We start from the raw sequence: 12,106 nt of genomic DNA, 5'->3' as shown, positions 1-12,106 counted from the left end.
GCTATCCAGCTTGAATAACCAGATCGCACGCTTCGTGCTACGCATGCTGGACACAGACGCCCGGCGGAGAGAACAGATAGCAGTAGCCGACGAATGCCGCCTCGGCGGCCGATTGGTGAATCTCGGCTACGCATTGCAGGACCGAGCAGTCCACCGCGCCGCAGGACGCCACCGGGATGGTGGGCCCATCACGGAAACGCCCTGCGACGGAGGACTTGCGAGGACGCAACTGACGAAGAAGTGCTGACAATTGCACCCGTTCAGGCACTTGTCAGTTGTGGGTCATGTCCGGCACGATGCCATTGTGCGTCATGCCAGGAGGATCAGCGCTCGCGGTAGCACCTACCGCGAGGGTCATGACCACGGACGCCACCAGGGCGACCACTATCCGCGCGACTCTCATCTTGCCTCCTATTTCCTCTTCCACTGGTTTGGGACAAAAGAAGGGATCGCGCGGATAGGCATGCACTATCGTTGCGGAGGGTAGGGTTCGGGCCCAAACTATACAACTAAAGAAAGGATGACATACCTTTAGGAAATACAGCAAGTAACGGCTAATAACCGAGAGTTAACGAACGAGCAACAGAATGAGTACGAACTCGGTTGGCGTAACATGGTCGCCAACCGTTGTTCCCTGCCTCGGCAAGCAATACTGTCGAGGTATGCCGAGTGATGCTAATGCACTCGTCGGCCGTGACGTCGAGTTGTCCCGACTCGTCGGATGGCTCGACGAGCTGGCCTCAGGCACCGGCCACGCAGTGTTGATCGAAGGCGAACCCGGCATCGGCAAGTCGTCTCTCGCACGGGCCACTGTGGCCGCGGCGGAGCAACGGAACTTCGCCACCTACTGGGCCGAATGTGACGAGCTCGGCCGCGCGCTCCCACTGCAGCCCCTCCTCGAGGCCCTGGTGGTCAAGGAGTCGACGGAACCACGTCTAGACACCATCCAGCGCCTGCTCCGTGGCGAGCTTGCGAGCACCGTAGATCCGGCCATGGCGGCTGCTGAACAGATGCTTGCCCTCATGGCAGAGCTGTGCAGTGCGACGCCAACAGTGTTGATCGTCGACGACCTGCAGTGGGGAGACCTCTCGACCATCAGCGTGTGGGAATGGCTGGCTCGTTCGGTGGACCGATCAGCTCTGTTACTGGTCGGCATCGTGCGCCCGGTTCCCCAACGCGACGAGCTTCTCGCCATCCGGCGTGTGGTGGGCGCTCACGGAACCCTTCGGCTCGAAGGCCTGCCGGAACAAGCCGTCACCGAGCTCGTTGGTGCGATCTCCGAAGGCAACCCGGGCACGAACCTGATGCGCCTGGCCAGCGAAGCGGGCGGCAACCCGTTGTACCTGACCGAGTTGATGGACGCGCTACTGCGTGCTCAGCGGCTGACAGTGACTGACTCCGGCGCGGTCGACGTGATCACTGGTCCGGTACCAGACTCACTTGTCGCGGCGATCACCGACCGGCTGGACTTCCTACCTACAGACGTCCGCAAAGTGTTGCAGGCGGCGGCTCTACTCGGAGTCGAGTTCCTGGTTACCGACCTGGCGATCGTCCTACACCGCAGGGTCGCCGAGCTCGTGCCGGCAATTGACGAGGCTCGAACGGCCGGTGTGTTGAAGGATCTCGGCGAGAAACTGGCGTTTCGACACCCTCTCATCCGCGGTGCACTCTACGACGACATCGCCGCCCCGCTTCGACCGGCGTGGCACGGCGACGCGGCCAAGGCACTCGCCGAGGCGGGTGTGCCGACGCCTCGGGTCGCGCGCCAACTGCTACACGCGATCAGCGTGCCGAACGCAGACCCGCTTGACGAGTCACTCTTGAACTGGACCGTCGATGCGGCTCCATCACTGATCGCCCAGGCACCCAAGGACGCCATCGCATTGCTACGACAAGCATCCGGGCGATCCCCCGCGAGCACACCCCGTGGCGCAAAGCTCGTGTGCCGGTTGGCAGAGGCGCTGTACCGCGCGGGCGAATCCGATGAAGCTGTCGAAGTCGCCACGCGGGCCATGGCCGTGGTGGCCGATCCCGACCTCCTTGTCGATCTACATTGGACTGTATCGCAATGCCGGGCAATGCTGGGTCGGTCCGACGAGTCGCTGGAAGCATTGGAGCGTGCACACTCCTTGGCGGACATCTCCGCACAACAGCGGGCCCGCCTTCTCGTGCTCACCGCACGCGCGCATCGTGACCTCGGCGAGGTGTCGGTCGCCGGCAACGTAGCCGCCAAGGCACTGGCCACCGCCGAGGAAGCCGGGGACACCTGGGCACTGGGCTGGTCCCTGCATGTGCTGACCGTGGTATCGATCATGCGGGGCGATGTCGCAATGGCATTGCCCCTCTTTGATCGGGCACTGGACGTCGTCGGGGACGACCCCGCACTCACGGACCTGCGACTGCTGTTGCAGATCAACAAAGCTGTCGCCCTGGGCGATCTGGACCGGTACGACGAGGCGTTGGGGACCGCTACCAAGGTACGACAACTCGCCGATCGAACGGGCAGTCTCGTGCGGTTGGCGCAGGCGCAGACCGCGTTGGGAGAGCTGCTGTTCGAGGTTGGACGATGGGACGACGCACAGGCCGAGATCGAAACCCTCCCCGATGCCTTCAAGGATCCAGGGGCCACCTGTTGTGATCGCGGTATCGCGGCGGTGATCGCGTTTCATCGGGGTGACGCGGCTACCGCTCGGCGGCATCTTGGTTTGGCGGCGCCGAGTGCTGAGCAGATCGGGAACCGGGTCGTTTCGTCGTTGACGTTGGCTCGTAGTCTTGATCATGAGGTGGCTGACCAGCCCGTTGAGGCGCTCGCCGTGCTCACGGATCGGGTGGCCGGGGACGCGGAGGAGCTCGACGAGGTAGAGGATCTGCTGCCCGAAGCCGCTCGGCTCGCCGCTCATACCGGGAGTGCGTCGGCGGCCGCGGATGTCGCTGAGCAGGCCGCGATTCTCGCTCGGCGGTCGCAGGTGCCGCATCGGCTGGGGACCGCCGCTTACTGTCGTGGGTTGTTGGAGCGGGATCCCTTTCTGTTGCAGCACGCGGCGGACCGGTACCGGGACGCCGGCCGGCCCTTGTTGCGGGCCAAGGCACTCGAAGCCGCCGCCATCGGGTTTGCTACTCGGGGGGATCGGGACGCCGCACGGTCTGCTTTCACCCGTGCCGACGAGCTCTATGACCGGCTCGGCGCCAACTGGGACCTCGCTCACCTGCGGGCCCAGCTGCGCCAGCACGGTATTCGGCGCGGGCCGCGGGCCAAGCACCGGCAGGCTCAGGCCGGCTGGAACAGCCTCACGCCCACCGAGACGAAGATCGCCGGGATGGTTGCCGAAGGCATGTCCAACCGGCAGATCGCCGAACAGCTCGTGCTGTCACCGCGGACCGTCGGCACGCACGTGTCGCACATTCTCGCCAAGCTCGGTGTTCGGTCACGCATCGACATCGCGCGGGAGGCCGCCGAGAACGACCGGATCGCGAACTAGTTCGTCCTGGTAGCGCGGTGGTTTGCCGCTGTGCCACGGCAACACCTTGCCGAACTGGACCAACTCGCCGTACTTCGCCGGATCCAGCGGGTCCAGTATCAGGTCCACGACCGGGCGGGCCGACCGCGCCGGGGTCAGCGCCTGGCTGAAGTCGCTGAACCACGGCCGCGACGCCCGCGTGTCGACGAGGCCAGGGCACACGGCCGCGACGAGGGTGCCGTCAGGCACGTCGCGGTCCCGCCGGGTCGCCGCGACCGCACGCACGGCCGCCACCTGGGCGACCTTCGACGGCACGTTGATCCACCCCGGCCAGCCCTTCTCCCCCGCGATGCCGTCGTGGATGGCCGCCCGCCAACCCTCGACGACAGCCTCCACCTCGTCGAGGGTCGCGCCGTCGAACACCGGGTGCAGCCGGGGATCCAGGCGGCCGAGCGTGCCGAGCGCGCTCGCCACCACGATCAACCTGCCGCCCGGCGGCAACGTCGGACCGAAGGACCGGAGCACCGCGTGTGTGCCGCCGTTCGCCACCGCGATGAACTCGTCCGCCTGCTCGGACTGCGGACGGTCCGGCACGAGCGGACCGATGGCATTCGAGATCACGATGTCCGTCCGGCCCAAGGACGCGGCCAACTCCGCGACCGCGCCGGCATCGGTCACGTCCAGCACCCGGCCCTCGACCCGGCTGCGGGCACCGGTTCGGACCCGATCCGCCGCGGCCGCCACCCGCGCGGCGTCGCGGCCGGTCAGCAGGACCAGATCCGTCGGGTCCAGTCGTGTCGCGAGCTCCTCGACCAGTGCGTAGCCGATGCCCTGGTTGGCCCCGGTGACGATGGCGATCCGTGTCATGGGCACGACGCTATGCGCTTCGCTAACATGCGGCCAACGACAGTTCGGCAATCGTGGTATGCGTTATCGTCATGGATCTGTCGATCACTGTACTGCGGGTGTTCCGTGAGGTCGCCGAGCGCGGCACGCTCACCGCGGCGGCCACCGCACTGGGTTACACACAGTCGGCGGTGTCCCGCCAGATCGCTGCCCTCGAGCACGCGACCGACGCCATCCTGCTGGAACGTCGCCGCGACGGGGTGCGCCTCACCGCGGCCGGGCATGTCGTGCTGCGCCGTGCGGTCACCGTGCTCGCCGAGCTCGACGCCGCGACCCGTGAGCTGGCCGGACTGCCCGCCGAGGGCGGCACGGTGCGACTCGGCTGGTTCGCGAGCGCCGGCGCCGTGCTGGTGCCCCGGGCCATCGCCGCACTGCACCGCAAGCACCCGGCGATCACCGTCACGACACGCGAAGGCGGCACGCCTGCGCTGGTCCGCGCCTTGCGCGCCGGCACCCTGGACATGGCCGTGCTCGCGGCGGCCCCGCCGTTCCGGCCGTTCGACACCGAGTCTCCACCGCTGAGGGTGATGACCTTGACCGAGCGAAGCCTGTGCGTCGCCGTGCCCGCCACGCACCCGCTCGCCGTCGCGCCGTCGGTGTCGGTCGAGGACCTGCGGGGCCAGCGCTGGGTGGCGAGCCCCGCCGCGGGCGAGATGGGCGTCTGGCCGGGCCTCGACGAACGCCCTGTTATCGCTCACACCGCACGGGACTGGCTCGCCAAGCTGAACCTGGTCGCGGCGGGCGGCGGGATCACCACGGTGCCGACGCTGCTGGCCGCGTCCGTGCCGGCGGGGGTGAAGGTCAGGCCGGTCGCCGGCGAGCCGCGGCGCATGGTCCTCGCGCGACTCCCCGATCCCCTCGCCGGTCCCGCAGCACACCTGGCGGACGCCCTCCGCCAGGTGGCGGCGGACCTGTCAGAGGAGGTCGGCTAGCGCCTCTCGCAACGCCGACGGCCGTGCCTCGGTCGCCAGCGGCTCGACGATCGCGGTCGCTGAGCCGATCGCGGCGGCGCCACCGTCGTTCTCCGGGCTGTCGCCGATCATCAGCGCGTTCCCCGGCGCGACACCGATTCGCTGGCACGCCAACGTGAAGATCTTCGGATCCGGCTTGACCACGCCTTCCTCGAAGGACAGCACGAACTCGGTCACCAGTTCCTCGACGCCGTGGCGGCGGAATATGTCCCGGATGTCCCACGAGATGTTGCTCACGACCGCCACCGGCACGTCCGCCGCGCGCAGCTCGCGCAGCACGTCGACCGTGTCCGGATACGGTCGCCAGGCCTCTGGTGCGGTGAGGCCCGTGTACACGGCCTCGGTCTCGGCGTCCGTCAGCCCGATGTCGTTGGCGGCGAGCAGGGCGAGGTAGACCGTGCGGTTCACGTCGGGGTCGAGGTCCCGACGTTCCCACGCGTCGACGAGGTCGGGCGGCAGCTGCTCGACGGGCATGGTCGGCGCGGTCAGCAACGCGGTCAGCCGATCGCGCGCGCCGTCGTCCGCCACCTCGGACGGCCAGCCGGGACCGGGCTCGAAATGGAACAGGGTACCGGAGAAGTCGAACAGGACGCCGTGGATCATGCCCCCACCCTACGGAACCCGAGCGACCAGTTGCTGAACCGGCAACGAACTTTGCTATCCGTGGCTGGCGCGAGACATCGTGTCCGGCATGGACCAACAGTTCTGGGACGACCGGTACGGCACGAAGGACCGACTCTGGAGCGGCGCGCCGAACGGGGTGCTCGTCGTGGAGGCCGCCGACCTGCCGCCCGGTCAGGCACTCGATCTCGGATGCGGCGAGGGCGCCGACGCGCTGTGGCTCGCCGGGCGTGGCTGGCTCGTGACGGCCGTCGACATCTCGCAGGTCGCGCTCGAGCGCGCGGCAGCCATGGCGGGCGACGCCAAGGTGAGCTGGACGCAGGCCGACCTCACCACGTTCACGCCGCCGGCCGGCTCGTTCGACCTCGTGTCGGCGCTCTACTTCCCACTCCCCCGCACGGCGGACAAGGCGCTCGACCGCCTGCTGGCCGCGGTCGCGCCCGGCGGAACGCTGCTCGTCGGCAGCCACGACCTCGCGGACGTGCCCCCGCACGGCGAGTTCGACCCGCACGACTTCTACCAGCCTGACGAGATCGCCGAACGCCTCGACGACACGTGGACGGTGCTGGTCAAGGAGACCCGGCCGAGGGTGTCGGCGGCTCCCCCGGGTACCGAGCACGTCAACGACGTCGTTCTCAAGGCACGCAAGAAAGTCTAGGACCGAAAGTTTCAGGATTCGTTGCGGTGTGAGCACTCTGGATTACCGGCGACACTCTGGTTATCGTGGGCAGGTTACGGAAGTAGTCCGAAACTTTCGGCTCCGCCCTGCGATAGTACGGAGATCGACATGCGAAGGTCTGCCGCCCTGGTCGTGGTTCCCCTTCTTGCCGCCGCTCTCACCCCCGCCACTCCCGTGGTCGCCGCGGTCGGCACGGGAACCGACGAGTCCTATGTGGTCACCTCCGCCCGGCCGGGCGCCTTTCCCTTGGTAGCGGGCGGTCGAGCCGCCCCCATCGTGGTGAGTGAGGCCGACCGGCCGGGCGTCGTCCGGGTGGTGGGTGACCTCCGGGACGACATCGAGCGGGTGACCGGAGTGCGACCGACGGTGTCCCTGAACGACGTGCCACCCGGCGCCGAGCCGGTGCTCGTCGGCACGATCGGGGAGAGCCCGCTCATCGATGGCTTGGTACAGCGCGGAAAGCTTGACGTCACCGGCATCGCCGGCAAGTGGGAGACGTCGCTGCAGCAGGTGGTTCGGGATCCGCTGCCCGGTGTCCGACGCGCGCTGGTCATCGCCGGCAGCGACCAACGCGGCACGATCTACGGCGCCTACGACGTCTCCCGGCGCATCGGCGTGTCGCCCTGGTACTGGTGGGACGACGTGCCGGCCCGCCAGGCCGCCGAGCTCCACGTCCTCCCGGGCCGGCACACCCAGGGCACGCCGGCCGTGAAGTACCGCGGGTTCTTCATCAACGACGAGAACCCGGCGCTGGGCACCTGGGCGCCGGCCACCTTTGGGCAAGGGCTTGCCCCAGGCCATCCCGGGGGGTTCAACAGTCGCTTCTACGCCCGCGTGTTCGAGACCATGTTGCGACTCAAGGCGAACTACCTCTGGCCGGCGGTCTGGGGCAGGGCGTTCGCCGAGGACGACCCCGCCAACCACGCGACCGCGAGCCTCTACGGCGTGGTCATGGGCACCTCCCACGAGGCACCCATGATGCGCGGCATCGAGGAGTGGAACCGGCACGCGGTGCCCGCGGTCCGCGATTCGAACGGCAACATCGTGACCCCTGGCCACGATCCGTACGGCGGCACGGGTGAGTGGAGCTTCCGCCGCAACGCGGACGCCATCAAGGCGTACTGGACCGACGGCGTCGAGCGCATGGCGAACGAGGACTTCGAGGGTGTGGTCACGCTCGGCATGCGCGGGAACGGCGACGTCGGTCTGCCCGACGGAGACGGCATCGAGCTGATGCAGGAGATCCTCGCCAGCGAGCGGCAGATCCTCGCCGACGCGGACATGCTCGACGCGCCGCAGGTGTGGACGCTGTACAAGGAGGTGCAACGGTACTGGGACAAGGGTTTGCGCGCCCCCGATGACGTGACCGTCGTGTTCACGGATGACAACTGGGGCAACATGCGCAAGCAGCCCGACCTGACCCTGCCGCCTCGCGCGGGCGGGTACGGGATGTACTACCACTTCGACTACGTCGGCGGCGGCCGCAACTACAAGTGGGTCGACACCATCAACATCGCGAACACGTGGGAGCAGCTGAACACGACCTACAGTCACGGCGTCGACCGGTTGTGGGTGGTGAACGTCGGTGACATGAAGAACGAGGAGCTGCCGCTGCAGTTCTTCCTCGACTACGCGTGGAAGCCGATCCCGCTGAAGGACGTGGCGAAGTGGGAGAAGCGCTACGCGGCCGAGAACTTCCCCGCCCGGCACGCCGACGAGATCGCTGACATCCTGCACACGTACGGCTATCTGCAGTCACGTCGCAAGCCGGAGCTGCTCAACCGGCGGATCACCAGCGGCCCGGGGAACGTGGTCACGTATGACGACCAGATGACCCCGTTCTTCCTGGAGAACTACCGCGAGATGGACCGGGTGACCGCGGACTGGCAACGGCTCGCGGCGAGATCGGCGCGGATCGAGCAGCTGCTGCCGGAGTCCTATCAGGACGCGTACTTCCAGCTCGTCGGCTACGCGACCAAGGCGACGGCGAACCTGTACGAGTTGCGTCGCGCCGAGTTCACGAACATTCTGTACGCCCGGCAGGGACGGTCCGCGACCAACGACCTCGCGGACGAGACGGACGCGCGGTTCGCCGAGGACCAGTCACTGAACAACTACTACAACACCGGGCTCGCCGACGGTAAGTGGCGCAACTTCCAGCTCCAACCGAAGATCGGCTACGGCGACATCGCGCGGTACGGCCCGAACGCGCCGTGGCAGCAGCCGGAGCTCAACAATGTGGCGCTGCCTGACGAGGTCTTCCCCGCAGTGCAACGAATCCAGGTGCCGGAGGCGGCTGAGATGGGCGTCGCGGTCGATGGTTCGGACCAGTGGTGGCCGGCGGCACCCGCTCCGGCGGTGCTGCCGACGTTCAGCCGGTTCCAGAGTCAGCCGAAGCAGTACGTCGAGGTGTTCAACCGCGGCGCGACACCGTTCGGCTACCGGATCTCGCCCGCCGAGCCGTGGGTGTCGGTGTCACCGTCGCGCGGCACAGTCGACAAGCAGGTCCGCGCAGAGGTCACAGTGGACTGGAAACGCGCGCCGCGCGGCACCACGCGGGTGCCGATCACCATCACGGGCGCGGGGCGGACCGTGGTGGTCGAGGCCATTGTGGACAACTCCACGACCACGCCGAGGCGGGGTTACGTCGAGGCCAACGGCTACGTGTCGGTGCCCGCGGACGGCACGAGCCGCGTGGTCGGGAACTGGTTGCGCATCCCCGACATCGGACGCGACGGCGCCGGCATGCAGCCAACGCCGGTGACCGCGCCTCGTCGCGAGCCGGACGGTCCGCGGTTGGAGTACACAGTGAACCTGAACACCACCGGGCCGGTCACCGTGTGGGTCTACCTGTCGCCGAGGAACAACGTGCACAGCAGGGACGGCCTCACCTACGCGGTGTCACTGGACGGTCAGGCCCCGCAACGGGTGAACGTGACCACGGCGACCGGGGCGGACGACACCGCGATGAACAGGCAGTGGGAACGCAACACCTCGGACAACGTGAACCGCACGGCCACGACGCATGTCGTCGAGGCACCGGGTGAGCACGTGCTCAAGGTCTGGGCGGTCGATCCGACGGTGGTGGTGCAGAAGATCGTCATCGACACCGGCGGACTGGCGCCGAGCTACCTCGGGCCGCCCTCCAGCAAGCACGTGCGGTGACATGACGTGAGTGCCTCGTTCGGAACGGATCCGAACGAGGCACTCATGGCTTTCGGGGTCAGGCCACGCGCTGCCGGCGGACGAGCTCGCGTCGTTCGCGCTCGTTGGTCCCGCCGAAGATGCCGTGGTCCAGACCAGCGTCGACGGCGTAGTCGAGGCACTGCATGCGCACGGGACACCGCGAGCACACCGCCTTCGCCTCAGCCGCCTGCCGTGCGCCGGGACCGATGTCGGACACCGGAAAGAAGAGTTCGGGGTCCGCGTCCCGGCAGGCGGCGCGGTCTCGCCAATCGTCCACAGTGTTCATGTCAGCCGCCTCCCAACGCAGCGTTGAACCGGTTGTTCGTTCAGTCGTGCGTGACGCCGTCTTCGCAGGTCACGCGCGCGCCCTGGTCCGCTTCGGCATCTACCTCGTGCTGGCTCGCTCGACCTCACCCGCGAGCGGGCACCCGCGCACGCGCGAGTGCCTCTGCTAACGAAATGTGTCGTTTTGTATGCCTTTCGGCACCGAGCCCGTCCCCTGTCGGCATGATCTCTCACGCCGTCCCTTGGACAGCGTACGTGTTAACGGCGAGAAACGCTCGACTTATTCCATGTTCGTGAGATCACGTCACGTTCAGCAGGTCCAGGATGCTGTGCTGGCGCGCGGCGTCGGCCTGGTCGAAGGGCCCCGCCCAGCGCAAACCGTAGTGGTCGAGGGTGGTGCGGTTGGCGGCGTAGGCGGCGTCGGCCTGTCCGCGCAGGTAGGACGTGTAGGGCTGGTTGGGTAGCGCCGCGTTCAGCGAGCCGAGTCCCCGCACGTACGCGCCCTTGAACGACGGCCCGTCCGCGGCGCAGTTCGACGGCTCGCACGGCTCACGCAGGATCCCGCCAGGGTTGAGGCCGGCGTTGGTCGACGAGGCGTCCGCGAGTTGGCGGGCGCGGGTCAGGAGCGCGGCGTCCCCCGTGGCGCGATGCAACTCGACGAGCGCGTCCAGGATCACTCCCTGGTTGTAGCTCCACGCCGGCTGGCCGTTGTTGGCACACGTGCTCGTGTTGAGGCCGTCGTTCACCAGGTTGCCACTGTTGATCATGCCGGAACCGGAGTACCACGCCCAGCCGGCGCGGGCACGCCCCAGGTACACGCCGTCCCCCGCGACGCGGTTGTGCAGCGCGGCGTTGACCTGGATGTAGAGCGCGTTGGTGATGGCGTTCTTGTACGACCTGGCGACCGACCACCACACGCCACCACCGCAGACGCCGTCCCAGTGCTCGTGCATGTAGTCCGCACCGGCCTGTGCGGTCGCGAGGTAGCGGCGGTCGCCGGTCAGGTCGTAGGCGGCGATCCACGCGAGCGCCCACCAGCCGGTGTCGTCGATGTAGTCGTTGCGGAACTGGCCGAGTCCGGCGTTCACGTTGCGCTCGTAGGTGTTGGCGACGACGTAGCCGTAGCTGCCCATGCCGGACACGCGGATGTTGTCGATGAGCGCGGTGAGCGCGTTCGCCGAGTTCCACCACCCCGTCGTGTCGAACAGGCCGGTGTCGTTGCGGTAGAACATCATCAGCGCGGTGGCCGCCGCGGTCCGCCGATCCCACGCGTTCCATGTGCTGCGGGCCCAGCCGGTGCAGACGATCTCGGGCCGGTCGACCGCCTTGCCGCAGGCCCGGAGTGCTCCGATGCCGCGGTTGGTCCAGTCGTCGACGTTGAACATGAGGGTGCGTTGACCGGTCGCGCCGGCCGGGATCCGAACGAGGCCGAGCCTGCTGCCGGACCCCCAGGTGCGCCCGCCGTCGAAGGACCGGTCGAGCCAGAGCTCGTCGCCGGTACTGCCCGCCGACACGGCGGCCCAGCCCATCGAGTCGGTGTCGTTGACGTGCAGGGAGAAGCGCCGGCCGAACAGCGTTGCCACCACTGGCTCGCGGTCACGTGGCGCGAGCGCGGGATCGCGGCCGTCGCAGTAGCGGTTGCACACCACGGCGAGAGGGTTCGGTCCGGCGACGACCGAAACCTGGCCGTTCGGATTCGCACCAGGCTTGGCCGGCGGCGAAGGAGGTTCCTGGCTTGGTTCGCTCGTCGCTGGACTTGGTACGGCGAGTACCTGACTTGATGCGGAATGTGCCGGACTTGGTGCGGCGAGGACCGTGGTCGTGAGGAAGATCGTGACGAGGGCAGCGGCCAGCACGGATCTCGGCATCGAGTCCTCCCGGGGAGCGCTGCTCCGGCGACCGCGCAGGGATGCGGCCACCAGCAGGGGTGAGAGCGCTCTCACGCCCTACCGACGGTATTGCAGCCGCACTCGGAGCGTCAACGCACTCCGCTCCTTGCG

General features: G+C 67.9%; 9 protein-coding genes. 4 read left to right on the top strand and 5 right to left on the bottom strand.

Annotated features, from left to right (window positions below; genetic code table 11):
- Nucleotides 1-271: 271 nt before the first annotated feature.
- Entirely contained in the window at nucleotides 272-403 is a 132-nt protein-coding gene (locus VF106_RS01065; RefSeq protein ID WP_330837607.1) for a hypothetical protein, read from the bottom strand.
- A 259-nt stretch (nucleotides 404-662) separates the two neighbouring features.
- On the opposite strand from VF106_RS01065, the gene VF106_RS01060 reads away from it, so the two are divergent.
- Nucleotides 663-3,479, top strand: a complete 2,817-nt coding sequence (locus tag VF106_RS01060; protein ID WP_330837606.1) for a helix-turn-helix transcriptional regulator — start codon at nucleotides 663-665, stop codon at nucleotides 3,477-3,479.
- On the opposite strand, the gene VF106_RS01055 is transcribed toward VF106_RS01060, so the two are convergent.
- Nucleotides 3,426-4,325, bottom strand: coding sequence for an SDR family NAD(P)-dependent oxidoreductase (locus VF106_RS01055; protein ID WP_330837605.1), 900 nt, complete (start codon nucleotides 4,323-4,325; stop codon nucleotides 3,426-3,428). The two genes, VF106_RS01060 and VF106_RS01055, sit on opposite strands and share 54 nt — an antisense overlap.
- A gap of 71 nt (nucleotides 4,326-4,396) precedes the next feature.
- Here VF106_RS01055 and VF106_RS01050 point away from each other — a divergent pair, with 71 nt between their 5' ends.
- Nucleotides 4,397-5,296, top strand: a complete 900-nt coding sequence (locus VF106_RS01050) for a LysR family transcriptional regulator (protein WP_330837604.1) — start codon at nucleotides 4,397-4,399, stop codon at nucleotides 5,294-5,296.
- On the opposite strand, the gene VF106_RS01045 is transcribed toward VF106_RS01050, so the two are convergent.
- Nucleotides 5,279-5,938, bottom strand: coding sequence for an HAD family hydrolase (locus VF106_RS01045; protein ID WP_330837603.1), 660 nt, complete (start codon nucleotides 5,936-5,938; stop codon nucleotides 5,279-5,281). The two genes, VF106_RS01050 and VF106_RS01045, sit on opposite strands and share 18 nt — an antisense overlap.
- Before the next feature lie 88 nt (nucleotides 5,939-6,026).
- On the opposite strand from VF106_RS01045, the gene VF106_RS01040 reads away from it, so the two are divergent.
- Both VF106_RS01040 and VF106_RS01035 read left to right on the top strand, forming a co-directional pair.
- Nucleotides 6,027-6,614 carry a class I SAM-dependent methyltransferase gene (locus tag VF106_RS01040; RefSeq protein WP_330837602.1) on the top strand — a complete coding sequence of 196 codons (588 nt, stop codon included), beginning with the start codon at nucleotides 6,027-6,029 and terminating at the stop codon, nucleotides 6,612-6,614.
- A 129-nt stretch (nucleotides 6,615-6,743) separates the two neighbouring features.
- Nucleotides 6,744-9,800 (top strand): glycosyl hydrolase 115 family protein, encoded by a 3,057-nt coding sequence (locus VF106_RS01035; RefSeq protein ID WP_330837601.1) that lies wholly within the window; start codon nucleotides 6,744-6,746, stop codon nucleotides 9,798-9,800.
- Between the two features lie 58 nt (nucleotides 9,801-9,858).
- Here VF106_RS01035 and VF106_RS01030 read toward each other — a convergent pair whose 3' ends face one another.
- Both VF106_RS01030 and VF106_RS01025 read right to left on the bottom strand, forming a co-directional pair.
- Entirely contained in the window at nucleotides 9,859-10,107 is a 249-nt protein-coding gene (locus tag VF106_RS01030) for a WhiB family transcriptional regulator (RefSeq protein WP_330837600.1), read from the bottom strand.
- 298 nt (nucleotides 10,108-10,405) lie between these two features.
- On the bottom strand, nucleotides 10,406-11,974 hold the full coding sequence (locus tag VF106_RS01025) for a glycoside hydrolase family 76 protein (protein WP_330837599.1): 1,569 nt from the start codon (nucleotides 11,972-11,974) through the stop codon (nucleotides 10,406-10,408).
- Nucleotides 11,975-12,106: the final 132 nt, after the last annotated feature.

Source organism: Actinophytocola sp. (genome assembly GCF_036378875.1).
Taxonomy (GTDB): Bacteria; Actinomycetota; Actinomycetes; order Mycobacteriales; family Pseudonocardiaceae; genus Actinophytocola.
Note: the sequence above shows the minus strand (reverse complement) of the source record. Positions and strands in the feature narration are given on the sequence as shown.

What these genes read in the sequence shown, in the direction of transcription:
- VF106_RS01035 (WP_330837601.1), top strand. Translation starts at nt 6,744, where the DNA reads ATGCGAAGGTCTGCCGCCCTGGTCGTGGTTCCCCTTCTTGCCGCCGCT.
- VF106_RS01050 (WP_330837604.1), top strand. Translation starts at nt 4,397, where the DNA reads ATGGATCTGTCGATCACTGTACTGCGGGTGTTCCGTGAGGTCGCCGAG.
- VF106_RS01030 (WP_330837600.1), bottom strand. Translation starts at nt 10,107, where the DNA reads ATGAACACTGTGGACGATTGGCGAGACCGCGCCGCCTGCCGGGACGCG.
- VF106_RS01045 (WP_330837603.1), bottom strand. Translation starts at nt 5,938, where the DNA reads ATGATCCACGGCGTCCTGTTCGACTTCTCCGGTACCCTGTTCCATTTC.
- VF106_RS01065 (WP_330837607.1), bottom strand. Translation starts at nt 403, where the DNA reads ATGAGAGTCGCGCGGATAGTGGTCGCCCTGGTGGCGTCCGTGGTCATG.
- VF106_RS01060 (WP_330837606.1), top strand. Translation starts at nt 663, where the DNA reads ATGCCGAGTGATGCTAATGCACTCGTCGGCCGTGACGTCGAGTTGTCC.
- VF106_RS01055 (WP_330837605.1), bottom strand. Translation starts at nt 4,325, where the DNA reads ATGACACGGATCGCCATCGTCACCGGGGCCAACCAGGGCATCGGCTAC.
- VF106_RS01025 (WP_330837599.1), bottom strand. Translation starts at nt 11,974, where the DNA reads ATGCCGAGATCCGTGCTGGCCGCTGCCCTCGTCACGATCTTCCTCACG.
- VF106_RS01040 (WP_330837602.1), top strand. Translation starts at nt 6,027, where the DNA reads ATGGACCAACAGTTCTGGGACGACCGGTACGGCACGAAGGACCGACTC.